General features: G+C 67.7%; 23 protein-coding genes. 12 read left to right on the plus strand and 11 right to left on the minus strand.

What is annotated here, in order from left to right; all coding sequences use genetic code 11:
• Positions 1-63: 63 nt before the first annotated feature.
• The 5 genes from ACPCUW_RS24990 to ACPCUW_RS25010 all read right to left on the minus strand — a co-directional run bounded on the left by ACPCUW_RS24990 (position 64) and on the right by ACPCUW_RS25010 (position 3,763).
• Positions 64-1,158 carry an NAD(P)H-dependent flavin oxidoreductase gene (locus ACPCUW_RS24990; protein WP_030518669.1) on the minus strand — a complete coding sequence of 365 codons (1,095 nt, stop codon included), beginning with the start codon at positions 1,156-1,158 and terminating at the stop codon, positions 64-66.
• The gene (locus ACPCUW_RS24995; protein ID WP_423427442.1) at positions 1,155-1,913 is read right to left on the minus strand and encodes a CoA-transferase subunit beta; all 759 of its coding nucleotides are present in this window, start codon (positions 1,911-1,913) and stop codon (positions 1,155-1,157) included. Before ACPCUW_RS24995 ends, ACPCUW_RS24990 begins: the two co-directional genes overlap by 4 nt.
• Positions 1,910-2,047, minus strand: coding sequence for a hypothetical protein (locus ACPCUW_RS25000; protein WP_156511191.1), 138 nt, complete (start codon positions 2,045-2,047; stop codon positions 1,910-1,912). The genes ACPCUW_RS24995 and ACPCUW_RS25000 overlap by 4 nt, the downstream gene beginning before the upstream one ends.
• Complete coding sequence (locus ACPCUW_RS25005) at positions 2,044-2,925, minus strand: CoA transferase subunit A (protein ID WP_423427475.1); 882 nt, start codon at positions 2,923-2,925, stop codon at positions 2,044-2,046. The genes ACPCUW_RS25000 and ACPCUW_RS25005 overlap by 4 nt, the downstream gene beginning before the upstream one ends.
• 73 nt (positions 2,926-2,998) lie before the next feature.
• Positions 2,999-3,763, minus strand: a complete 765-nt coding sequence (locus ACPCUW_RS25010) for an enoyl-CoA hydratase family protein (RefSeq protein ID WP_030518666.1) — start codon at positions 3,761-3,763, stop codon at positions 2,999-3,001.
• A 50-nt stretch (positions 3,764-3,813) separates the two neighbouring features.
• Here ACPCUW_RS25010 and ACPCUW_RS25015 point away from each other — a divergent pair, with 50 nt between their 5' ends.
• The 8 genes from ACPCUW_RS25015 (at position 3,814) to ACPCUW_RS25050 (ending at position 11,926) form a co-directional block, all read left to right on the plus strand.
• Positions 3,814-4,608, plus strand: a complete 795-nt coding sequence (locus ACPCUW_RS25015; RefSeq protein WP_423427445.1) for an SDR family oxidoreductase — start codon at positions 3,814-3,816, stop codon at positions 4,606-4,608.
• A 75-nt stretch (positions 4,609-4,683) separates the two neighbouring features.
• Positions 4,684-5,601, plus strand: a complete 918-nt coding sequence (locus ACPCUW_RS25020; RefSeq protein ID WP_423427447.1) for an SDR family oxidoreductase — start codon at positions 4,684-4,686, stop codon at positions 5,599-5,601.
• A gap of 327 nt (positions 5,602-5,928) precedes the next feature.
• Positions 5,929-7,239, plus strand: a complete 1,311-nt coding sequence (locus ACPCUW_RS25025; protein WP_423427449.1) for a hypothetical protein — start codon at positions 5,929-5,931, stop codon at positions 7,237-7,239.
• 11 nt (positions 7,240-7,250) lie between these two features.
• Entirely contained in the window at positions 7,251-7,763 is a 513-nt protein-coding gene (locus tag ACPCUW_RS25030; RefSeq protein WP_063010015.1) for an ImmA/IrrE family metallo-endopeptidase, read from the plus strand.
• A 222-nt stretch (positions 7,764-7,985) separates the two neighbouring features.
• Positions 7,986-9,032: a hypothetical protein gene (locus ACPCUW_RS25035; protein WP_423427450.1), complete on the plus strand. Its 1,047-nt coding sequence runs from the start codon at positions 7,986-7,988 to the stop codon at positions 9,030-9,032.
• A 1,062-nt stretch (positions 9,033-10,094) separates the two neighbouring features.
• Positions 10,095-10,262 (plus strand): hypothetical protein, encoded by a 168-nt coding sequence (locus ACPCUW_RS25040; RefSeq protein WP_156747601.1) that lies wholly within the window; start codon positions 10,095-10,097, stop codon positions 10,260-10,262.
• A gap of 10 nt (positions 10,263-10,272) precedes the next feature.
• Positions 10,273-10,788 (plus strand): ImmA/IrrE family metallo-endopeptidase, encoded by a 516-nt coding sequence (locus ACPCUW_RS25045; RefSeq protein WP_423427452.1) that lies wholly within the window; start codon positions 10,273-10,275, stop codon positions 10,786-10,788.
• A gap of 112 nt (positions 10,789-10,900) precedes the next feature.
• Positions 10,901-11,926: a hypothetical protein gene (locus ACPCUW_RS25050; RefSeq protein ID WP_063010007.1), complete on the plus strand. Its 1,026-nt coding sequence runs from the start codon at positions 10,901-10,903 to the stop codon at positions 11,924-11,926.
• Positions 11,927-12,120: 194 nt separating this feature from the next.
• On the opposite strand, the gene ACPCUW_RS25055 is transcribed toward ACPCUW_RS25050, so the two are convergent.
• Together ACPCUW_RS25055 and ACPCUW_RS25060 are read right to left on the minus strand one after the other, a co-directional pair.
• Entirely contained in the window at positions 12,121-12,537 is a 417-nt protein-coding gene (locus ACPCUW_RS25055) for a helix-turn-helix domain-containing protein (RefSeq protein ID WP_014348820.1), read from the minus strand.
• A gap of 358 nt (positions 12,538-12,895) precedes the next feature.
• The gene (locus ACPCUW_RS25060; protein WP_063010005.1) at positions 12,896-14,062 is read right to left on the minus strand and encodes a steroid 3-ketoacyl-CoA thiolase; all 1,167 of its coding nucleotides are present in this window, start codon (positions 14,060-14,062) and stop codon (positions 12,896-12,898) included.
• A gap of 213 nt (positions 14,063-14,275) precedes the next feature.
• Here ACPCUW_RS25060 and ACPCUW_RS25065 point away from each other — a divergent pair, with 213 nt between their 5' ends.
• Complete coding sequence (locus ACPCUW_RS25065) at positions 14,276-15,490, plus strand: cytochrome P450 (protein ID WP_423427477.1); 1,215 nt, start codon at positions 14,276-14,278, stop codon at positions 15,488-15,490.
• Positions 15,491-15,663: 173 nt separating this feature from the next.
• Here ACPCUW_RS25065 and ACPCUW_RS25070 read toward each other — a convergent pair whose 3' ends face one another.
• The 4 genes from ACPCUW_RS25070 to ACPCUW_RS25085 form a co-directional block, all read right to left on the minus strand.
• Positions 15,664-16,086, minus strand: a complete 423-nt coding sequence (locus tag ACPCUW_RS25070) for a nuclear transport factor 2 family protein (RefSeq protein ID WP_423427455.1) — start codon at positions 16,084-16,086, stop codon at positions 15,664-15,666.
• A gap of 103 nt (positions 16,087-16,189) precedes the next feature.
• Positions 16,190-17,356, minus strand: a complete 1,167-nt coding sequence (locus ACPCUW_RS25075) for a thiolase domain-containing protein (RefSeq protein WP_062962009.1) — start codon at positions 17,354-17,356, stop codon at positions 16,190-16,192.
• Positions 17,353-18,387 carry a thiolase domain-containing protein gene (locus ACPCUW_RS25080; RefSeq protein ID WP_423427456.1) on the minus strand — a complete coding sequence of 345 codons (1,035 nt, stop codon included), beginning with the start codon at positions 18,385-18,387 and terminating at the stop codon, positions 17,353-17,355. The genes ACPCUW_RS25075 and ACPCUW_RS25080 overlap by 4 nt, the downstream gene beginning before the upstream one ends.
• Positions 18,388-18,399: 12 nt before the next feature.
• Complete coding sequence (locus ACPCUW_RS25085; RefSeq protein WP_063009999.1) at positions 18,400-19,410, minus strand: Zn-ribbon domain-containing OB-fold protein; 1,011 nt, start codon at positions 19,408-19,410, stop codon at positions 18,400-18,402.
• 118 nt (positions 19,411-19,528) lie between these two features.
• Here ACPCUW_RS25085 and ACPCUW_RS25090 point away from each other — a divergent pair, with 118 nt between their 5' ends.
• From ACPCUW_RS25090 to ACPCUW_RS25100, 3 genes are all read left to right on the plus strand, one after another.
• Positions 19,529-20,566 (plus strand): LLM class F420-dependent oxidoreductase, encoded by a 1,038-nt coding sequence (locus tag ACPCUW_RS25090; protein WP_063009993.1) that lies wholly within the window; start codon positions 19,529-19,531, stop codon positions 20,564-20,566.
• Positions 20,567-20,596: 30 nt separating this feature from the next.
• Positions 20,597-22,138: an acyl-CoA synthetase gene (locus ACPCUW_RS25095; RefSeq protein WP_423427479.1), complete on the plus strand. Its 1,542-nt coding sequence runs from the start codon at positions 20,597-20,599 to the stop codon at positions 22,136-22,138.
• Between the two features lie 295 nt (positions 22,139-22,433).
• On the plus strand, positions 22,434-24,083 hold the full coding sequence (locus ACPCUW_RS25100) for an acyl-CoA synthetase (RefSeq protein ID WP_063009991.1): 1,650 nt from the start codon (positions 22,434-22,436) through the stop codon (positions 24,081-24,083).
• Positions 24,084-24,102: the final 19 nt, after the last annotated feature.

The raw sequence follows: 24,102 nt of genomic DNA on the forward strand, positions 1-24,102 counted from the left end.
ACCGGAAAGGCCGCCCCGCCGGCATCGGCGAGGCGGCCTTTCCTTGCGGCCGAACGGCTTCGGTTACGCCGACGGGCCGGGGGTCGCCTCGGCGCCGTCACGGAGCGCGGCGATCGTGTCGATCCGCGCGATTGCTTCCTCGATGATGCGGTCGATCAGCTCGGCCACCGTGGGCAGATCGTCGATGATGCCGGCGACCTGGCCCGACGCCAGCACACCCGCGTGCGTATTGCCTTCCACCAGACCGGCTTTCAGCAGCATGGGAGTGTTGGCGGCCATGATCACCTGCGACCAGGTGAGGTCCTTCTGCTTGCGCATGGCAAGGCCGTCCTTGATCATGGTCGACCATTTCATGCCGGTCATACCTTTGAACTTCACGGCGTTCGAGACCGCGGCGACGAGGCCGCGATAGCTGCCCGAATGTTCCAGCTTGTCGACCAGTTCGGTGTTGAGCACCCGGTGCGGCATGCCGTCGACCTTCAGCGAGACGACCGTGTCCTGCAGACCGCGCGAAAGGTACTGCTGTTTCACCGAATCCGGCACACTCGAGTCCTGGGTGAGGAGGAACCGGGTACCCATCGCGACGCCTGCCGCGCCGTAGGCCAGGGCGGCGGCCAGACCGCGGCCGTCGAAGAATCCGCCGCCGGCCACGACCGGAATATCGACCGCGTCCAGTACCGACGGCAACAGCAGCGTGGTAGCCACCGAACCGGTGTGCCCGCCGCCCTCACCGCCCTGCACGATCACCGCGTCCGCGCCCCATGAGGCGACCTTGACCGCATGCTTGGCCGCGCCGATGGACGGCATGACCACGACACCGTTGTCCTTCAGGCGCGCGATCAGTTCCTTCTTGGGGGCCAGCGCGAACGAGGCGACCTTCACGCCCTCGCGGATCATCAACTCGATCCGGTCGGGCGCGTCGGACAGGTCGGCGCGGATGTTCACACCGAAGGGCTTGTCGGTCTTGGCCTTCGTCTTGGCGATCGCGACCTCGAGTTCCTCGAGCGTCATCGTCGCCGAGGCCAGGATGCCCAGGCCGCCGGCGTCGGCGGTCGCGGCGACCAGACCCGGCCCGGCCACCCAGCCCATCCCCGTCTGCACGATCGGATGCTCGATGCCGACCAGCTCGGTCAGCGGAGTCCGCAGCCGGCCGCTCACGAGGCCACTTCCTTTTCCCGGATTCCCTTGGGATCCAGCACCGTCCGAATGATCCGCAGTTCTTCCTCGGTGGGCGTGCGAGTCACCTCGGCGCTGTCCAGTCCGGCCACCTCGAACGCGGTGTTCTCGGCGACCTCGGCGGCGGTGACCCCCGGATGCAGCGACAGCGCCCGCAGGGTGTGGCCGGGACCGCCGAAGTCGAACACGCCCAGATTGCTGATCACCCGATGCAGGTGGTGGAACCGGTACGCCGGATTCTCGGGATCGATCTTGTCGTAACCGATTCCGCACACGATATCGACGGTCTCGCAGAACACGCGCTTGCTGTGCTTGGGCACGAAGTAGCTGGTCGCGTGGTTGATGGTGTTACCCGGTGCGCCGCGCACACCGAACATCTGCCGGCTCGGCTGCTGCAGCGCGCCGAAGGCGGACAGATTCTGATTGCCGTAGCGGTCGATCTGGTTGGCGCCCATGACGACATGGCGCCGCCCGGAAGCCACGACGTCGAACACCTTGCCGAACGGAATCCAGCCCTCGGTGGGAGCCTTGGCACCCAGCGCGGGGGTTTCGGCGAGCAGCAGGGCCTCACCGTCGGAGATCAGCAGATCCGGTTCGAAGGTCAACCGTGCCAGCCGGGCCCCGATGGTGGGGGTCGGCGACATCGGGCTGGCCATGATCTCACCTGCGCCGCGGAAGATCTCGGCGCAGGCGACCGCGCACACCTCGGCGCGGGTCACAGTGGTGGTGTCGCTCATCGGCGCTCCTCGGATCGGACGGGGGCCTGGTCGAAACGCACACTCATCACGCCCGGGCGGGTGAACACCACGCGCATCCGGGTCCGAATCGAATGCTGGTCGCGGTGTGCGGAAGTGGTTGTCTGCTCGCTCATTTCGCCTGCTCCGCCGCGAATTCTGCGACCGCGGAACGATACTCGTCCTCGGTCACGTCCAGATAGCGGGCCTTGAAGGCCGCCCAGGTCCCGGGGTCCTTGGCCGCCTCGACGTAGTGGCGCTGGAACTTCTCGTCGCGGCCGTAGCTGCCGGAGAAGGTGAAGTGCGCGCCGTCCGGCGCCTCCACGACGCCGTCGACCATCATGCGATTGAGGATGATCGCCTGGTTCGGAACGGCTTTCACCAGTTCCTCGGTCTCGACCAGCCGATCCACCGACAGGAACCGCCGCTCCGCGGCCAGGCAGTAGAGATCGTCCATGTACGGGTCGACGCCGGTGTAGGCGGCGTTGCCGTGCTTGTCGCCGATGTCGAGGTGGACGAACGCGGCGTCCAGGGTCAGCGCCGGCATCGCGACCAGGGTTTCGGTACGGCCGTCGGCATCCGGATACGGTGACTGGACCGTCCGCAGTTCACCGTCCCAGAACGTCAGCACGTCCGACCCCAGCCCGGCGCGGGTGGGCAGGAACGGCAGCCGGGCCGCGGCCGCCTGCAGGCCCGATTTGACCATGCCCTCGTCCATTTCGCGGGAAACCAGCTCACCGCCGGTGCGCGCCTTGGCGAACCAGGGATCGTAGAACGGCGCCGAATCCAGGGATACGAATCCGTAGTAGGCCTTGCGCACCTTGCCCGCCGAACACAGCAGACCGAGATCCGGCCCGCCGTAGGTCACCACGGTCAGGTCGGTGACGTCCGAGCGCAGCAGCGCCCGCACGAACGCCATCGGCTTACGCCGCGAACCCCAGCCGCCGAGGCCGATGGTCATCCCGCTGCGCAGCTGGGAGACGGCCTCCTCCAACGACATCCGCTTGTCGCGCATGCTCATCGCACCTCCTGTGTCTTGCGGGACACCCGCACCCGGTCGGCCCGATGCGCGGGCTGCGCATTGTGGCTCATCGTGCCTCCTTCTTGGCCGCCAGATCCTCGTCGAACCGCGCCCGGATCTCATCGGCCACACCGGCGAGATTCAGCTCGAAGGTGAAGCCCTGTTCGAAGCGGTAGCTGCGGTGCACATCCTGCAGATCGATGCCGTTGAGCGCGCGCTTGGCGGCCCGGATGACCCGGCCGTCCTTGGCGGCGATGTTCTTCGCGACTTCCAGTGCGGCGGAATCGAGTTCGGCCCGCGGCACCACCTTGTGCACCGAACCGAAGTGGTGCAGCTGCTGCGCGGTGACGGTGGAGGCGGTGTAGAACAGCGTGCGCATCATGTGCTGGGGGACCAGCCGGGCCAGGTGGGTGGCCGCACCCAGTGCGCCGCGCTCGACCTCGGGCAGCCCGAAGGTGGCGTCGTCGGAGGCGACGATGACGTCGGCATTGCCCACCAGGCCGATGCCGCCGCCGAGGCAGAAGCCGTTCACCGCGGCGATCACCGGCACCGGGCACTCGTAGACCGCGCCGAAGGCGTCGTAGCAGCCGTGGTTGGCGTCGATGAGCGTCTGATGGCCCGGGTTGCGCTGGATCTCCTTGATGTCGACCCCGGCGTTGAATCCACGGCCCTCGGCGCGGAGCACGACGACCTTGGTCTCCGGGTCGCGCCCGGCCTCGCGAATCGCATCGGCCACGCCGAACCAGCCCGCGGTGGGCAGTGCGTTGACCGGCGGATAGTCGATCGTGACGACCTCGATACCCGAGGTCTCGGTGTGACGGTTGATCCCCATCGCATGTCCATTCGTTGGCAAAACAAGCAAGTGCTTGGTAGGTTAGCACGGTGGCAATCGAAGTGGACCTGTCCGGATCGGTAGTTCTCGTGACGGGCGGGGTCAGGGGCGTAGGCGCCGGCATCAGCCGGGTATATCTGGACGCCGGCGCGGCGGTCGTGGTGTGCGCCCGCCGCCCCGGTGAGGCGGCGATCGAGAGCTCCGGCCGCACCGCCGAATTCCTGCCGTGCGATGTGCGCGACGGTGAGGCGGTCACCGGGCTGATCGAGACGATCGTGCAGCGCCACGGCCGGATCGACCATGTCGTCAACAATGCCGGTGGGGCGCCGTTCGCCCCCGCCGCCACCGCCTCCCGCAATTTCCATGCCAAGATCGTGGAGCTCAATCTGCTTGCCCCCCTGCTGGTTTCGCAGGCGGCGAATGCCGTGATGCAGCAGCAGCCCCAGGGCGGCTCGATCGTGATGATCTCGAGCGTCAGCGGCCATCGTCCCTCGCCCGGCACCGCCGCCTACGGCGCGGCCAAGGCCGGTCTGGACAGTCTGGTGTCCTCGCTGGCGATCGAGTGGGCGCCGAAGGTGCGGGTCAATTCGGTGATCGTCGGGATGGTCGGCACCGAATCCAGCCATCTGCACTACGGCGACGATGCCGGGATCGCGGCCGTGGAGGCGACCGTGCCGCTGGGGCGGCTGGCGACACCCGAGGACATCGGCCGGGTCGCGGTCTTCCTGTCCTCCCCGCTGGCCGGCTACGTCAACGGCGGATCGCTCATCGTGCACGGGGGTGGGGAACGTCCCGCCTTCCTCGACGCGGCGACCGTCAACGACGCGCAACCGGCCGCGCGATAACAGCCGCCAGCTGGCGACCGCGCCCCGCTTCGTGACGAAAACCCTTACCGCACCGAGGAAATGAGAGCAGCAGATATGACCGACAACTCCGAGCGGATCTGTGCAGGACGCACCGTGATCGTCACCGGCGCCGGCCGCGGAATCGGCCGGGCCCACGCGTTGGCCTTCGCCGCGGCGGGCGCCAACGTGGTGGTCAACGACCTGGGCGCGGAACTGGACGGCGCCCCCAGCGCCGATCCGCCCGCCGCGCAGGTGGTCGAGGAGATCGTGCAGGCCGGTGGCCGGGCCGTCGTCAACGGTGACGACGTGGCGGACTGGGCCGGTGCGAAGCGGCTGATCGGCCAGGCTGTGGAGACCTTCGGCGGCCTCGATGTGGTGGTGAACAACGCCGGTATCGTGCGCGACCGGATGCTGGTCAATCTGGCCGAGGACGAGTGGGATGCCGTGATCCGCGTCCATCTCAAGGGCCACTTCGCGACCATGCGGCATGCCATCGAGTATTGGCGCGCGGAATCCAAGGCCGGTCGCGCCCGCGACGCCCGCATCATCAACACGAGCTCGGGTGCCGGTCTGCAGGGCAGCGTCGGACAGGGCAACTACGCGGCGGCGAAGGCCGGTATCGCGGCGCTGACCATCACTGCCGCAGCGGAATTCGGGCGCTACGGGGTCACCGTCAACGCCATCGCGCCGTCCGCGCGCACCCGCATGACCGAAACCGTCTTCGCCGATATGATGGCCCGCCCCGACGACGGCTTCGACGCGATGGCGCCGGAAAACGTCTCGCCCCTGGTGGTCTGGCTGGGCAGCCCGGATTCGGCCGGTGTCACCGGGCGCATGTTCGAGGTCGAGGGCGGCAAGGTGGCATTGGCCGACGGCTGGCGCCACGGTGTCGCCGAGGACCGCGGTGCACGGTGGCAGCCGTCCGAATTGGGACCGGTGGTGCGTGAGTTGATCGCCAAGGCAACCGATCCCGAGCCGGTCTACGGAGCCTGAGCACCGCAATCCTCACAGCAACGATCCGCGCCGGTGAGATCGCGTCCCGCCGCCTCCTTCCCGCGGCCGCGATTCGCCGGCGCCGGTTTGTGAATTCCCTTGTGCCCGTGCCGATGACGTCGCCTTTTCGGTTCGCCGATGGTGAGTGGGCTGGGTCACCGCGGCAGTCGATTCCGCTTTCCGCGACGCGACGGGTGATCGGCCTCACATGATCTCGCTGCGCGAGCAAACTGTCGGCAGTTAAGATGGGCCCGCATTCGTTCGGTCCCGGAGGTTTGTAGCGACCGGGGAGAAATCTGCGCTGAGAAGTTGAGGGAAGGCAAGCGCATGACCATGGGTCGCATCGCGCGCGTTGTTGCGGTAGCCGGATTGATCGGCAGTTGCGGGGTCCTCGGCCCCCTGGTGGCCAACGCTCAACCAGCCACCCCTGCTACCGCCCCGCACCCCTCGCCGACAGCCCCGCACAGCTCGCCCTCCGGCAATCCGAGCGCCGCGCAGCCCGATGCCGCGACGCCCGTTCGAGATTCCGCAGCTCGGCCGAATGCCACCGCGTCATCGCCCGATGATCCGGCGGGCCGGGTCACCCCGGTGTCGCAGCCCGCGGCCGGGCCCGGCGTGGTGGCACAGCAGGGGCCGTCCGGTTCGGCGGGGCCCACTCCGTCCGACGACGGCCGATACGACGGCCACCTGACCATTCCCGGACGCTCGACCACGTCGTCGACGCCGGCGCCGTCGCAGGTTTCCGCACCGCCGCCGCCCATCACGCCGACTCCGGTTGCCGGTGAAGGCTTCGCGGGCCTGGCGAGCATTCTGGGCACCGGCTCGGCCGCGGTCGGATCGGCGGCCGCGGGTTCGGCCGCGTCCGGCTCGGCGCTGACCGGTTCGGCGTTGGGCGGAACCGGTTCCGCCGCAACGGGTTCGGTGGGCGCGGCCACGGGCTCCGCCCTGGCCGGAACCGGCTCCGCGGCCGCCGGTACCGGATCGGCCGCTGCCGCAACGGGTTCGGCGGCTACCGGTTCCGCGCTCGCGACCACCGGATCGGCCGCCGCCGGAACCGGTGCGCTGCTGGCCGGGCTGCTCGGCACGGGCTCCGCCGCCACCGGATCCGCGCTCGCGGGCCTCGCCGGGACAGGTTCCGCCGCAACGGGTTCCGCGCTGGCAACGCTGCTCGGCACCGGCTCCGCGATCACGGGATCGGCTGCCGTGGGGTCGGCCGCCGCGATGTCGCCGTTGCTGCTTCTGCTTCTGCTGCAGCCGGTTCCGCCCCCGCCGGTACCGGCAGCGCCTCCGCTCGCCATCCCGCCGGTGCCGCCGGTCCCCGCCGTCCCCGCGGTGCCGGGTGCGCCTTTCGTCGCCGCACGCCCGGCGCCCGCCGCGGTCCCGCCCGCGGCGCCACCCGCACCACCGGCTCCTGCCCCGGCGGACCCGGCGCCCGCACTGGCCCAGTCGAATCCGGCCGTGCGTCCTACCGCGGCCAGTAGCGGCCTGCCCGAGGTCAAGACGCTGGCCGTGCTCGGCGGCGTGATCGCCATGGCGCTGGCCGCGGCCGGCTCCGGCGCGGTGAGTTTCCAGAGCGCCTCCGCCGCGCAGGCGCGCGTCGACGCCGCACGCGCGGAATTCTTCGGACCGAGGGGCTGAGGGGGCGCGAGATGACCGAGAGCCGGATTCAGACGGGCCGCTCCTACCGCCGCGTCGCCGCCGCCGTCGACGCGGTGTGCGCGGTCGCCGCCGATTTCGACGCCACCACGTTGGAGGAGGTGGTCCTCGCGATCTCCGCCGAACGCGGCCGCCTGATCGAAATCGCCGACGCCCAGCTCGGACCGGGTGTCTGCGGTCAGCGCCGCAGCTATCCGGACAAGGACGTGATCGTGCTGGCCGCCGCCCTGCCCAGCCGCGACCACACCCTCGCGCACGAACTGGGCCATGTGGTCTTCGACCACCCGGGTGAACCGGCCGCCGAGGTGACGCTCGAGGCCAGCGACGATCTGATCGCCTACATGCTGTCCCAGCGCGCGCATCAGCGGATCGTCGACGACGGGCGCGACGATCAGTACGAGTGGGAGGCCGAAACCTTCGCCGGCATGCTGATGACCCGCCTGCGCGTCTTCAACAATCGCGGCGCCGGGGTCTCGGTGCTCCGATTCGACGAGGCTCTCGGATGACCGAGGGGACCGGAGGCGGCAGCGTGCGTAACCACGGAGGGCCCCTCGGACATCCGCAGAAGACTCGGATGACCGAGGGGACCGGAGGCGGCAGCGTGCGTAACCACGGAGGGCCCTTCGGTCGTCCGCAGAAGACTCGGATGACCGAGGGGACCGGAGGCGGCAGCGTGCGTAACCACGGAGGGCCTCTCGGACATCCGACGACAGGCACGGGGTAGAAACATGACGTTCTGGTTGACTGCGCTGTTGGTGTGGATGGCGGCCGGCGCCCGCATCGGTCGTGTCCTGGTGAAGCCCGCGACCACGGCCCGGGTGGCGATCGTGATCGCGGTCGCGGCGGTGGCCGCCGCGGCCACCCTCGGCATCCCGGAGATCGCGGTCGCGGTGGATCACGCACTGCCGCAGGGGATCAACGGCCAGGCCCTGGCCGACCGGCTGGTGGCGGCGACCTGGCTGCTGTTCGCGGTGGCGACGTCGGTGGTCGCGGCCGCCGCCTGGCCGGTGGTCTCGCGCCGGAATCTTCGTCAGATCGCCTGGCTGGTCTACGGTTTCGGCGCGCTCGTCATCGCGGCCACCATCGGGTGGTCGATTCTGTTCGGCTGGGTCATGACCCTGCTCGGCTGCGTCTTCGTCGCCGTGACCGGCCTGCGCAATCTGGACTGGACGGCGCTGGGGCGCGGTATCGCGCTCTACACCGCCGGCACGGTGGTCGCGGGAGTCCTTGCCGCGCTGTCGATTCGGCGCCTGGCGATCGGTGAACAACCCGCGCGCCCCGGCGATCCGGGCTGGTTCTGGCCGGCCTGGCAGCTCGCGAGTCTGCTGATCGCGGTCGGTGCGGTGTGGATCGTGATCGAGCTCTGGGTGCGGGCGCGCCTGCTGCTGCGCCAGATTCGGACCCTGCATCGCACCATGATCAAGCGCTTCCCCGAGGTGGTGGCGCACGAGCAGACGGTGTCGGCCACTCAGCTCAAGGCTTCCGATCAGGTCGCGCAGATCATGGACGCGCTGTATCTGCAGACCGGCGGCGGTATGGAACTGGCGGCGGCCGGGGTGCCCGCGCGTTCGGTCACCGAACGTGCCGAGCGGGTGGCCCGCTGGGCCCGCAATCCGCTCGGTGACGAGATCGTCGACGCCCGCTGGATCGCACCGCCGGAGGGATTGAGCCCGCGCGGCTGGGTGCAGGCGATCGCCCGCGCCTTCGAGCGCACCGTGTCCGAGCCGATACCTTCGGGGCCGAAACCTCCAGGGCCGAAACCCGCAGTCGCATAGCGTCCCGAGCCGGTGTACGGAGCCTGATCGCGGCAACCCGCTCGGCAACGACACACGCCCGCCGGATCGTGCAACGGTGCCTCCTTCCCATCGCGATGATCCGCACGGGTCGACGATTCCGCGCGCCGCGGCGCGACGAGCATTCGGGCTCAACCGATCTCGCTGCGCGAGCGAACTGTCTGAAGTTAGGATGTGCCGCATCGCGAGGTCCCGGCGATGGGTTGTGGCGACCGGGTAGAGATCTGCGCTGAGAACTCGAGGGAAGGCGAGCGCATGACCATGGGGCGGGTAGCGCGCGTTGTTGCGGTCGCCGGAATGATCTGTAGTTGTGCGGTTCTCGGCCCCCAGCTAGCCGCCGCTCACCCAGCTCACAACAATCCGGCTCGGCCGAATCCGGGTCAGCCCCATCCAGGTCAGCCGAATCCAGGTCAGCCGAATCCAGGTCAGCCGAATCCGGGTCACGCCCAACCATCCCATCCGCCCGCATCTCAGCCGAACGCCGCAATGGAGCAGGGCTCCGCAGATTCCCGGCCGACTGGTCCCGGTGCCGAAGCACGGCAGCAGCCGGGCGCGTCCGCACCGGGTGCGGGGGGGCCTACTCCGGCAGACGATAACCAGAACCATGGCAATCTTGACGCCCCGGGAGGCGCTACGACCTCGTCGGCGCCGGCTCCCGCAGGGTTGCCCGGACCGGCGGCCCCTGGTTCCCTCCTGGCCTCACTGACCGGAACGGGCCCCGCCGCAACGGCTTCCGAATCGGCTATTGTGATCGACCCCGGGCCCCCGGTTACCGGACCGGCCGCGATCAGGGCCGCTGCCGCGAGGTCGCCGCTGCTGATTCTCGTACTGCCGCACCGGGTTCGGCGGCGCGGGGTTCCCGCGCGACCGACGCCGGTGCTCCCGACGATGCCGCGGGTCCCCGCCGGTCCCCTGCCTCCGGTCGACGTCGCCGCCCCACCCGCGCCGGCTGCGGTCCCGATCGCACCGACCCCCGCCCCGTCGGCGTTGTCCGCGGCTCCGGCGCCCGCGCCGGCCCAGCCGAATCCCGCCGGGGACCAGATCGTGGCCATTGGCAGACCGCCGGAGGTCGAGATTCCGGCGGTCGCCGGCAGTGTGATCGCCACGGCGCTCGCCGCGGTCGGCTCCGGTGTGATGAGCTTTCGCAGTGCCTCGGCGGCGCAGGCACGCCTCGACGCCGCACGGGCGGAATTCTTCGGACCGAGGGCCTGAGGGGCGCGGAATGATCGAGAGCCGGACTATTAAGACAGGCCGCTCGTATCGCCGCGTCGCCGTCGCCGTCGACGCGGTGTGCGCGGTTGCCGCCGATTTCGACGCCACCACGTTGGAGGAGGTGGTCCTCGCGATCTCCGCCGAACGCGGCCGCCTGATCGAAATCACTGATGCCCGGCTGGGGCCGGGCGTCTGCGGTCAGCGCCGCAGCTATCCGGACAAGGACGTGATCGTGCTGGCCACGGCCCTGCCCAGCCGCGACCACACCCTCGCACACGAACTGGGACATGTGGTCTTCGACCATCCCGGTGAACCGACCGCCGAGGTCATGCTCGAGGCCGGCGACGACCTGATCGCCTACATGTTGTCCCAGCGTGCGCATCAGCGGATCGTCGACGACAGTCGAAACCAGCAGTACGAGTGGGAGGCCGAGACCTTCGCCGGCATGTTGACGACCCGCCTACGCGTATTCGACAACCGTGGTTCCGGCGTCTCGGTGCTCCGATTCGACGAGGCACTCGGATGACCGAGTGGCCCGGAGGCGGCAGCTTGCGTAAACACGTAGGACTGCTCGGTCATCCGCAAAAGGCTCGGATGACGGTGCATGCCGGTCATCCGACGAAAGGGAAGGGTTGGTGATGATGTTCTCGTTGACGGCCCTGTTGGTGTGGATGGCGGCCAGTGCCCGTATCGGCCGCGTCCTGGTGAAGCCCCCGACCACGGCCCGGATGGCGATCGTGATCGCGGTCGCGGCGGTGGGCGCCGCGGCCACCCTCGGCGTTCCGGAAACCGCGGTCGCGGTGGACCACTCACGGCCGCAAGGAATCAACGGTCAGGCTCTGGCCGACCGGCTGGTGGCGGCGACCTGGCTGCTGTTCGCTGTGGCCACCTCGGTGGTGGCGGCTGCCGCCTGGCCGGTGGTCTCGCGTCGAAATCTGCGTCAAATCGCTTGGGCGGTATACGGTTTCGGCGCCTTCCTCATCGCCGCCACCATCGGTTGGTCGATCCTGTTCGGCTGGGCCATGACGCTGCTCGGATGTGTCTTCATCGCGGTGACGGGTCTGCGCAATCTGGACTGGACGGCGTTGGGGCGCGGTATCGCGCTCTACACCGCGGGCACCATGGCCACGGGAGTGCTTGCCGCACTATCGATCCGGCGGCTGACGGTCGGTGCACAACCGGTTCCTCCCGGCGAGCCGGGGTGGTTCTGGCCGGGCTGGCAGCTCGCGAGTCTGCTGATCGCGGGCGGCGCGGTATGGATCGTGATCGAGCGGTGGATGCGGGCGCGGCTGCTGCTGCGACAGATCCGAGCCCTGCACCGGACCATGATCAAACGTTTTCCCGAGGTGGTTGCGCACGAGCAGACGGTGTCGGTCACCGAGCTCAAGGCGTCCGACCAAGTCGCTCAGATCATGGACGCGCTGTATCTGCAGACCGGCGGCGGTATGGAGCTGGCGGCGGCGGGGGTGCCGGCGCGTTCGGTCACCGAACGCGCGGAACGGGTGGCCCGTTGGGCCCGCAATCCGCTCGGTGACGAGATCGTCGACGCCCGCTGGATCGCACCGCCGGAGGGATTGAGCCCGCGCGGCTGGGTGCAGGCGATCGCCCGCGCCTTCGAGCGCACCGCGGTCGACCGGAAATCAGCTGTCGCACAGGCGGATTGACCATCGATGCGGCCGGACCGATTGGGCGGGCGGTCCGATCGCGCAGCGCAGGGTCGTATTGCGCAGCGCAGCGTGAATCGCACAGCGCAGCGTGAAATGCACAGCGAAGACCGAAGCGTCACCGCTTCGGTCTCAGGTCACAAGACAACACAGTGCGGTTCCGAGTGCCGCACTGTGTTGCCTTGTCCGACTTGCTATTCCGTGCCGTCCGGTGGAACCTCGGGCAGACCTTCACTCGCCCGGAGCTTTTCGGCCATCGAGGTCAGGAGGTTCTGCGATTCTTCGGAGAGATCGAACGCCCTGCTCGACAGCCGACGCAGTCCATAGCCCTGCAGCTGGGACAGCAACTCCAGATCATGGTCGATCTTGGCGGCGTAGATGTCGTTGAAGAAGTAGTCCGGTTTGACCTTGAAGAACTTTGCCAGTGCGGCAACCGTTTCATCTGAGGGGTTCGTCCGCTGACCCGACCGCAACTGCGAGAGATACGGTTTCGAGATCGGATGCCCGGAGGCGGTGAGCGCTGCCGCCACCTCGGCATTGGTGTGCGGCTTACGCCCCGGGGGATGCACGGTTTCGAACAGCTTGTTCAGCCGCGCCGCGAAATCAGCCATTGTGAGCCGCCCAATTCCCTTCGCTGTACTAACAGTCGTTATCTCGGATACGTATCATTGATATTAGCGGCTGAGTAACTGAAAACCTACGCCTGATTCAGGATTTCCTTGAAGCTTCCAGGTCGGCCGTCCGGGAACCGTTCAGCGTCGGCGCGTTTGCGGGGCACCGCACCCTCACTGGTCGAGGGGCAGTACGCTCCGGTTCTGGCCCGTCGAACGAGTCTCGCTCAACGGGCCATTGATAACCGGAAGATAGCTGACATCTCATCCTTTTGTCTGTATCGCAGTTTGTGTGGCGTACGACACGTCTCGGACCTGTGAGGATGAACGTTCAACTACGGATGAAATCTGTTCGGTATTACAACCGCTCGATGATTGTTCCGGTCGCAAGTGCGCCACCGGCGCACATGAGGACCATTGCGATCGACTTGTCGGAGCGTTCCAGCTCGTGCAGGGCGGTGGTGATCAACCGCGAGCCGGTGCTGCCGACCGGATGTCCGATCGCGATCGCGCCGCCGTTGACGTTGACCCGGTCCATATCCGGCTTGTGCACCGACGCCCACGACAGCGGGACCGAGGCGAAGGCCTCGTTGATTTCGAAGAGGTCGATGTCGGCGATGCTCATGCCCGACTTCTCCAGCAGCCGCGTCGTCGCCTGTACCGGGCCGTCCAGGTGGAACTCCGGCTCGGCGCCGACGAGGCACTGGGTGACGATGCGCGCCCGCGGCTTCAGTCCCGCACGCGCGGCGGCCTGTTCGTCCATGAGCAGCACCGCGGCGGCACCGTCGGAGATCTGCGACGAGGTGCCGGCGGTGTGAATTCCGCCCTCCAGCACCGGCTTCAGCTTCGCCAGGCTCTCCCGGGTGGTCTCGCGCAGTCCCTGGTCGCGGTTGACGTCGAGCGTCTCGCCGGTGAGGGTGCCCTCCTTGTCGACCTGCGGCGCGCCGGCGATGGTCAGCACCTCGCGGTCGAAGCGCCCCTCCGCCCAGGCCTGCGCGGCCAAACGCTGTGAGCGCACGCCGAATTCGTCGATATCGTCGCGGGTGATGCCGCGCCGCTTGGCGATTCGCTCGGCCGCCTCGAACTGGTTGGGCATATCGATGTCCCAGCTCGCCGGGCGGCGGGGCCCGGCGTTCTCGCCCACGTTCGCGCCCAGCGGGACGTGGCTCATGGATTCGACGCCGCAGGCGACGCCGATGTCGATCGCGCCCTGGGCGATCTGCCCGGCGATCAGGTGGTTGGCCTGCTGGGCGGACCCGCACTGGCAGTCGACCGTGGTCGCGCCCACCTGCCAGGGGAGTCCGGCGTGCAGCCATGCGGTGCGGGTGACGTTGTTGCCCTGCTCGCCGACCTGCATGACGCAGCCGCCGATGACCTGTTCGACCAATGCCGGATCGAGCTGTGCGCGTTCGAGGACGCCGCGCTGCGCGGCGCCGAGCACCTCGGCGGCGTGCAGGCCGGCCAGCCAGCCGTTGCGTTTGCCGATCGGGGTGCGCGCGGCCTCGACGATGACGGGGGTGCCCATAACTTCAACCTTTCGAACAGGATCCGTATCAGCACAGAAACTGGAACAAGTTCTGTGGATGTACTGAGGGCGGACTATGGCTTCTTTACTACTGATACCACCTATGCTGCAATGAAGGTAGAACGTGTTTCAGTTAGTCGAAGGAGACAACTGGTGGTTGACACCCATGTAGCTCCGAACCTCCCCGAGGGGTTCGACGCCACAGATCCCGATATGTGGGCCCGCGGCATTCCCGTCGAAGAGTTCGCGGAGCTGCGCCGGGCCGCGCCGATCTGGTGGAACCCGCAGTCTCCGGAGGTCGGAGGGTTCCACGACGACGGCTTCTGGGTCGTGTCCAAGCACGCCGATGTCAAGGAGGTCTCGCGGCGCGACGATTTCTCCACCTACGAGAACACCGCGATTCCCCGCTTCAACGACGACATCCCGCGCGAGGCCATCGAGCTGCAGCGCCACATCCTGATCAACAAGGATGCGCCCGAACACACCAAACTGCGCAAGCTGATTTCCAAGGGCTTCACCCCGCGCGCGATCAACGGTCTGCGCGCGGAGCTGTCCGCCCGCGCCAAATCGATCGTCGACGCGGCCGCGGCCAGCGGCGCCGGCGACTTCGTCACCCAGGTGGCCTGTGAGCTGCCGCTGCAGGCGATCGCCGAACTGATCGGCGTCCCGCAGGAAGACCGGATGAAGGTCTTCCAGTGGTCCAACGAGATGACCGGCTACGACGATCCGGACACCGATGCCGACCCGGCCGCCTCGTCGATGGAGATCCTCGGCTACGCCTGGCAGATGGCGGAGGCCCGCAAGGCGGAACCGGCCAACGACATCGTCACCGCTCTGGTCAATGCCGATATCGACGGTGAGGCGCTGACCTCGGAGGAGTTCGGCTTCTTCGTCATCCTGCTGGCGGTCGCCGGAAACGAGACCACCCGCAACGCCATCACCCACGGCATGATCGCGTTCCTGGAGAACCCGGAGCAGTGGGAGCTCTACAAGCGCGAGCGGCCGGCCACCGCCGCCGACGAGATCATCCGCTGGGCCACGCCGGTGAGCTCGTTCCAGCGGACCGCGCTGGTCGACACCGAACTGTCCGGGGTGCAGATCAAGAAGGGCCAGCGTGTCCTGCTGATGTACCGCTCGGCCAATTTCGACGAGGAGGTGTTCGAGAATCCGTACACCTTCGACATCACTCGCGATCCGAATCCGCACCTGTCCTTCGGTGGTACCGGCGCGCACTTCTGCATCGGCGCCAACCTGGCCCGCCTGGAGATCGACCTGATCTTCAATGCCATCGCCGACCACCTGCCCGATATCACCAAGCTCGGCGACCCCAAGCGCCTGACCTCCGGCTGGCTCAACGGCATCAAGGAATTCCAGGTCGACTACAAGACCAAGGCAGTGCCGCCTCTCCGGGACTCCAGCGTGCCGTGAGGCGGTGGTCGGCCTGGTCGTCGGTCTCACGTTGTGAGCGCCGAGAGTTCTGGGCGTGCCCGGTGAGTTACCCATGTTCTTGCGAAATCAGTCGATGAACTGGGAAGTCTCTATTGGACCTGGACACGGAAGGGCGGGCACCCACGGTGCCCGCCCTTCCGTCTGGTCCGGCGCTATTCCTTGCGCATGGTCCCCATCGCGCGATCGGTTTCCCAGAACGCGCGCAGTGCCACGATCTTCCCGGCGTCGTCGACCTTGTAGGTGAAGACGCCCTCGGCGTCGATGACGTGTCCGCCCAGCTGCGTGCGGATCAGCCCGGTGAAGGCCACCTCGCTGCCGCAGGCGAAGGAGTCCCCGAAGAGGAAGTCGATGGATTCGGTGGGGGCGATGGCTTTGTCCCAGAACGCCGCGATGGCCTCGTGGCCGCGGTGGCCCGCGCCCTCGGGGTCGAAGACCGAGGGGCCGATCGGATCCTCCACGATGCCGTCGGTGGCGAACAGTGCCAGCCACGCGTCCTTGTCCCGGGCGCGGACCGCAGCCTGTGAGGCCCGTCCGGCGAGGCGTGCCGGATGTTCGGTGGTGGTGGTAGCGGTCATGTCGAACTCCCGGCTCGGCGGTATCGGCGAATTTGCTGATGGAATTGCAAATGTGCTTTCCGCCGGCAATCCGGTCACCCGGAAATGCCGGCGGAATTGCGCGTCACCGTGGTTCCGAGCCCACTACCCACATCGAGAAGTACTGTGATCCGCCACCATAGGCATGGCCGAAGGCTTTTCGAGCACCCTCGACTTGGTAATCGCCGGCCCGGCCCATTACCTGCTTGGCCGCCTCGGCGAAGCGGATCATGCCGGACGCGCCGATCGGATTGGAACTCAACACGCCGCCCGAGGGGTTGACCGGCAGCTTCCCGCCGATCTCGGTCTCGCGCGCGTCGACCAGCTTCCAGCCCTCGCCCTCGGGGGTGAAGCCCAGGTTCTCCAGCCACATCGGCTCGAACCAGGAGAACGGGACGTAGATCTCGGCCGCGTCGATCTCCTCGAGCGGATTGGTGATCCCGGCCTGCTTCCACAGTGCGGCCGCGGCGTCGCGTCCGGCCTGCGGATTGACCTGGTCGCGGCCGGAGTAGGCCAGCGGTTCGGTGCGCATGGCCGTGCCGTGCACCCACGCGACCTTCTTACCCGACGCCTCGGCAGCCTTCGCCGACTCCTCGTCGCCGATCACGATCGCGCACGCGCCGTCGGAGGACGGGCACGTCTCGTCGAAACGCACCGGATCCCAAAGCATTTGGGACGCGAGTACCGATTCCATGGTGATATCGGGCTGGCGCAGGTGTGCGAACGGATTCTTCGCACCGTTGCGGCGATCCTTCACCGCGACCATCGCGCCGATGTGCAGGGGAGCGTTGGCCCGGCGGATGTACGCGCGCACGTGCGGTGCGAAGTATCCGCCCGCACCGGCGCCGACCGGCATCGTGAACGGCACCGGATTCGACAGCGCCCACATGGCATTGGATTCGGACTGCTTCTCCCAGCAGATCGCCAGCACCCGGCGGTACACACCGGCCTGCACGTGGTTGGCGGCCACGACGCCGGTCGAACCGCCGACCGAACCCGCCGTGTGCACGCGCAGCAGCGGTTTTCCGGTGGCGCCCAAGGCATCCGCCATGAACAGCTCGGGCATCATCGAGCCCTCGAACAGATCCGGCGCCTTACCGACGATCACCGCGTCGATATCGGCCATCGTCAGATCGGCATCTTCGAGTGCGCGATCGATTGCCTCGCGGCACATACCGGCCATCGAGACATCGGTCCGTTTCGTCACGTGATGGGTTTGTCCCGTGCCGAGTACGGCGGCTTGCTGCGTCATCGTCCTGCCTCCAGGATCGCCACCAAGTTCTGCTGCAACGCCGGACCACTGGTGGCGTGTGCGAGGGCTCGCTCGGCGGTGCCGTTCATGATTTCGTTGGCCGCGTAGCCGATTCGTTCCAGACCTGCGGCGAACATCGGGTTGCCCGCCAGCGCACCACCCGAGGGGTTGATGCGGGTGGACTCGCTCAGCCCGATGGCCTGCTTCAGGATCAGCTGTTCGTGGCTGTAGGTCGCATGCAGTTCGGCGACATCGAATCCGCTCGCATCTCCGCCGAGCACCGCCTTGGCCGCGGCCGCGGTGGAGGGGGAGGTGGTCAGATCGCGGGCGCCGATCATCGGGGTGTCGATGCGATGCGCCATGCCGGTCAGCCACGCCGGCCGCTCGCACAGCTCGCGAGCCTTGTCGCCGCGGGCCAGCACGATCGCGGCGGCGCCGTCGGTGATCGGCGCGATGTCGTGCTCGCGCAGCGGATTCGCGACATACGGTGCGGCGAGGCGCTTCTCGATCTCGGCGTTGTCGGCGGCCGAGACCGCGGCCATATCGCGTTCGGTCCAGTTCCCGGCGTCGAGTCCGGCCCGAGCCTGCAGTCCGGCCACCGAGACCGCATCCGGCCACAGCGGGGCGACCAGGTAGGGGTCCATCTGCATCGTCAGCACCTGCCGCAGCGTGCCGGCCGAAGGCTTGCCGAAGCCGTAGACCAGGGCGGTCTCGGCCTGTCCGGAGCGCAGCTTCACCCACGCCTCGTACAGCGCCCAGGCGGCGTCCATTTCGACGTGCGATTCGTTGATCGGCGGCACGGCGCCGATCGAGTCGATCGCGGAGATGAACGAGAAGGCCCGTCCGGCAAGGTAATCGGAGGAACCCGAGCACCAGAAATCGATATCGGACACGCCGATGCCGAGCTTGTCGTACAGCTGCCGGAAGCACGGGACCAGCATTTCGACACCGTTGGTGGTGCCGTAGGTTTCACGGACATGCGGGGCGTGGGCGAAGCCCACCACCGCGATATCTGTAGCGTTGTCGCTCAAGGTGTTTCGCTCCTAGAGGTGGTGCCGGTAGCTGTCGTAGTCCGCGTCCGGCTCGCCGTTGGGCTCGAAGTGGTCCACGTTCTCCAGCGTGTAACCCCACTCCTCGCGCGGCTTCCACACCGCCTTCACGCGCATACCCATGCGGACTTCGCTGGGATCACAGCCCAGCACCCGGTGCAGCACCGGAATATCGGCGCCGTCGAGCAGTACGTACGCGGTGACGTACGGCGGCTTGATCTTCTGTCCCATGAACGGCACGTTCACGATGCAGAACGTGGTGATGGTGCCGGTGTCGGGCAGGTCGACCATCTCGTCGGTCGGACGGCCGTCGATCGGGTCGGCGCCGCGGGGCGGGAAGTACACCTTGCTCTCGGCGTCGGCGCGACCGCCGATCAGGCGTCCCTCGGCCAGCGCCTTCAGATACCGCGTCTCGGTGGGCGAGGCGGTGTGCTTGTACCGCAGGTCGATGGGAGTGACGATGCCGGTGACCGGCTCGGCCGCATCGGCATCCGACGAGGTGGAACCGGCTGGGGCCGAGGAGGTCTCGCCCGGTTCGACACAGGCTATGTCGTGGATGCTGCCGGTGCGTTCGGCGGCCCAGCGCACCCGCACGCGCAATCCGCTGTGCACCTCGTCGGGAGACGACACGTCGAGAGCGTGCAGCACCGCCGTGTCGGCGCCGTCGAATTTCACCAGCGCCCAGGCGAAGGGGCGGTCGAACGGCTGGCCGGGCAGCGGATCGGCGACCCAGCTCCAGCTCTGCACCGTGCCGACATCGGAGACGTCGACGAAGTCGGTCAGCCGCTCCGCGGTCACCGGATCGAATTCCGCCGGCGGCACGATCACCCGGCCGTCGCTGCCGCGGACGCCGACGATCCGGCCCTCGCGCAGCCCGGTCAGGAACCGGCCGATGGTCGGTCCGACCGATCGGGTGTAGTCGAACTTCATTCGTAGTTCGGCGCTGAGTACCTCGGGTGCGGGTTCCGCTTCCGGACCGCTGCCTTTCGCGATTACGCCGGTCATGGTGTTCCCATTGGTCACGATATCGAGTAGAACAGGTTCTTATTCTGGTGGCAAGGGCTACCTGGAAAGGTGTCCGGCAACGGGCTCGGTGAAACGGGCTGGGCGGAAGGAGTCGACGATGCGGTTCGGATTGCAGCTCGGATATTGGGGTGCGGGGCCGCCGCCCAACGCCGGGGAGTTGGTGGTGGCCGCCGAGGAGGCCGGATTCGACGCGGTGTTCGCCGCCGAGTCCTGGGGTTCGGATGCCTTCACGCCACTGGCCTGGTGGGGTTCGTCCACGCATCGGGTCCGGCTCGGGACGTCGGTGGTGCAGCTGTCCGCTCGCACCCCCACCGCGACCGCGATGGCCGCGCTGACTCTCGATCACCTCAGCGGTGGCCGCCACATCCTGGGGCTGGGCGTCTCCGGCCCGCAGGTGGTGGAGGGCTGGTACGGCCAGCCCTTCGCCAAACCGTTGCAGCGCACCCGCGAGTACGTCGGGATCATCCGCCAGGTGCTGGCCCGGGAGGCGCCGGTGGTGAGTCAGGGCGCGCAGTACCGGCTGCCCTATGACGGGCCGGGTTCGACCGGCCTGGGTAAACCGCTCAAGCCGATAACCCACCCGCTACGTGCGGATCTGCCGATCTGGCTCGGCGCCGAGGGGCCCAAGAACGTGGCGCTCACGGCCGAGATCGCCGACGGCTGGCTGGCGATCTACTACACCCCGCGACTCGCCGGAATGTACGACGAATGGCTCGACGAGGGGTTTGCCCGGCCCGGTGCCCGGCGTTCTCGGGAGGACTTCGAGATCGCGGCGAGCTGCCAGGTGATCATCACCGACGACGCCCGCGCCGAAATCGATCGGATCAAGCCGGTGATGGCGCTCTACATCGGCGGCATGGGCGCCGAGGAGCTGAACTTCCACGCCCAGGTCTACCGGCGGATGGGTTACGGCGCCGAGGTCGACGAGATCACCAGATTGTTTCGCTCCGGCCGTAAGGACGAGGCCGCCGCCGTGATCCCGGACCAGCTGATCCTCGACACCGCCATCATCGGCGACGAGGACCATGTGCGCTCCCAGCTGAAGGTCTGGGAGGCGGCGGGTGTCGGAATGCTCCTGGTGACCGTTCGCGACGTGGCGCAGCTGGACCGTCTCGCCCCCCTTGTTCAGATGTAGAACACGTTCTAGATTCGAGGAGTGACTTCGATGGAGCCGGCGCAGAAGCTGGGACTGTGGAATATCGCTGCCACCGACCCCGATCGGATCGCGGTCGTCGATCCGTCGGGGCGGGAGGTCAGCTACCGGGAGTTGTCCGACCAGGCCGACCGCATCGCAAGAGGCTTGCAGGCCAAGGGGTTGCAGCCCGGCGATGTGCTGGTGTCGATGGTGCACAACACCACCGATGCGCTCGGCGTGTACTTCGCGGCCTATCAGGCCGGGCTGTACATCGTCGCGGTGAACTGGCATCTGACCGGTCCGGAGATCGCCTACATCCTCGGTGACAGCGAGGCGAAGGTCTTCATCGCCGACGAGCGTTTCGCCGAAGCCGCGACGATCGCCGCCGACGAGGCGAATGTGCCTGCGAGCGCGCGCTATTCGGTGGGCGACATCGCCGGGTTCCAGCCCCTGGCCGAGCTCGGCGCGGGGGAGTCCGGACGCCCCGACGTCCGGACCACCGGCGCGCCGATGCTCTACACCTCCGGAACCACCGGTCGTCCCAAGGGCGTTCGCCGCCCGCTGACCGGCGCCGATCCGGATGTGGTGGGCCCGCAGGCGACCGGCTTCTTCGGACTCTTCGGCATCGAGCCCTTCGACGACCACGTGCACATCTGCGGTTCGCCGCTCTATCACACCGCCGTGCTGAACTTCGCCTCCATCTCGATTCAGCTGGGGCACAAGGTGGTTCTGATGGACAAGTGGGATCCGGAGGAGATGCTGCGGCTGATCGACACCCATCGGGTGACGCACAGCCATATGGTCCCCACTCAGTTCCACCGCCTGCTCGCGCTCCCGGAGGAGGTGCGGGCGCGCTACGACGTCTCCTCGCTGCGGTGCATGATCCACGGCGCCGCGCCGTGCCCGCAGGAGACCAAGCGCAGGATGCTGGAGTGGTGGGGCCCGGTCGTCACCGAGTACTACGCGGCCACCGAGGGCGGCGGCACGTCGATCTCGGGCGAGGAGTGGTTGCGCAAGCCGGGTTCGGTCGGCAAGGCCTGGCCGTACGCGGTGGTGAAGGTGCTCGACGAGCAGGGCAACGAGGTCGCGCCCGGCGAGGTCGGCCAGGTGTACATGAAGATGGGCGGCTCCAACTTCGAGTACCACAAGGACAAGTCGAAGACCGAGGATGCGCGGGTGGGCGATCTGTTCACCGTCGGCGACATCGGGCACATGGATGCCGACGGCTATCTGTTCCTGCACGACCGGCGTTCGGATCTGATCCTGTCCGGGGGTGTGAACATCTATCCGGCCGAGATCGAGGGTGAGTTGATCACCCACCCCAAGGTCGCCGATGTCGCGGTCTTCGGTATCCCGCATCCGGATTGGGGTCAGGAGGTGAAGGCCGTCGTGCAGCCGGCCGAAGGAGTCGCGGCCGACGACGAGCTGACCCGGGAGCTGATGGAGTTCGCCGCGGCTCGCCTGGCGAAGTACAAGCTGCCCAAGAGCATCGACTACCTGCCCGAACTGCCGCGCGATCCGAACGGCAAGTTGTACAAGCGCAAGCTGCGCGAGCGTTACGTGCCCGCGTAGCCGCAGTCTCGCCGATCGAGTCCGGACGCCCTTTCCGTCCTGCCCTGTGTGGGGCGTCCTCGGTCGCGAGCGCCCAACGGGGTCGAGGCCCGCAGGAGGCAGCGAAGCGTCACCACGCAGGGCCTCCCCGTTGGGCGGATGCGACACTGCCCTCCAGCCCGCCCGGTTGTGACCGGCGGGCTCGTCGGCGTTGCAGAATACGCGTTTCGGCGAAACCCACTGCCGATTCGGCCGAATTAGTAAACTGTGTAAATCAAGTCTTGTCAGGCGTAAGAACACGTTCTATTTTGGTCCTGTGAGCTACAACATAGCGGACCTTGTCGAACACACCATCGACCTCGTGCCGGACCGTGTCGCGCTGGCCGACGACGTCCGCTCGGTGACCTATGCCGAGCTGGAGGATCGGGCCAACCGATTGGCGCACTACCTGCAAGAACAGGGTGTGCAGCCGGGTGACAAGGTCGGCATCTACTCGCGCAACACGATCGAGGCCGTGGAGGCCATGGTCGCGATCTTCAAGGCGCGGGCAGTAATGATCAACGTGAACTTCCGGTACGTCGAGAACGAGTTGCAATACATTTTCGACAATTCCGATATGGTCGCGCTGATTCACGAACGTCGCTACAGCGACAAGGTGTCGGCCGTGCGACCGAACACGCCGAAGTTGAAGACGGTCATCGCCGTGAACGACGGTACCGAAGCCGAGGTGTCGCTGCCCGCGGATTCGGTGGAATACGAAGCGGCGCTGGCGGCTTCGCACGGTGAGCGCGACTTCGGTGACCGCTCCAACGACGACATCTTCATGATCTACACCGGCGGCACGACCGGCATGCCCAAGGGCGTCATGTGGCGCCACGAGGACTGGTGGCGGGTGCTCGGCGGTGGCATCAACTTCATCACCGGCGAAGCGATCGAGGACGAGTGGCAGCAGGCCAAGGCCGGCGCCGCCGGCGGCCAGATGGTGCGCTACCCGATCCCGCCGATGATCCACGGCGGATCGCAGTCGGCGACCTTCCATGGCCTGTTCGACGGTGGCAAGACGATCATGCTGCCGGAGTTCGGCGCCCACACCGTGTGGCAGGCGATCGACCGCCACGGCGTGAACCTCATCTTCATCACCGGTGACGCCATGGCGCGGCCGATGCTCGACGCCCTCAAGGAAGGCCATCCGGAAACCGGTGAGCCGTACCAGCATGCGAATCTGTGGGCGATGGCCAGCAGTGCGGCGCTGTTCTCGCCGGCGCTGAAGGACGAGTTCATCGAACTGCTGCCGAATACGGTCATCACCGATTCCATCGGCTCCTCGGAAACCGGTTTCGGCGGCCTGTCGGTGGCGGCCAAGGGTGCCACCCATACCGGTGGTCCCCGGGTCAAGATCGACGCCTCCACCGCGGTCATCGACGAGGAGGGCAACCCCGTCGCGCCCGGCTCCGGTCAGGTGGGCGTGCTGGCTCGGACCGGCAACATCCCGCTCGGCTACTACAACGACCCGGTGAAGACCGCCGCGACGTTCAAGGAGTTCAACGGCGTTCGCTACTCGATCCCCGGCGACTTCGCCCGGGTCGAGGAGGACGGCACCGTCACGATGCTGGGCCGCGGTTCGGTCAGCATCAACAGCGGCGGCGAGAAGATCTACCCGGAGGAGGTCGAGGGCGCGCTCAAGTGCCATCCGGAGATCTTCGACGCGCTGGTGATCGGTGTGCCGGACGAGCGCTGGGGGCAGCGGGTGGCCGCGGTCGTGCAGTGTCGCGGCGCCGACCGTCCGACGCTCGAGGAATTGCGTCCGGTGCTGACCAGGGAGATCTCCTCCTACAAGCTGCCGCGCAGCCTGTGGTTCGTGGACGAGATCAAGCGTTCGCCGGCCGGTAAGCCCGACTACCGCTGGGCCAACGAACACGCCGGGTCGCGTCCGGCCGACGAGGAATCCCAGGCCGCGTCGAAATAGCCACGCAGCGATGGCCCCG

The sequence above is a fragment of the Nocardia sp. AB354 genome, from assembly GCF_049538315.1.
Classification (GTDB): Bacteria; Actinomycetota; Actinomycetes; order Mycobacteriales; family Mycobacteriaceae; genus Nocardia; species Nocardia nova.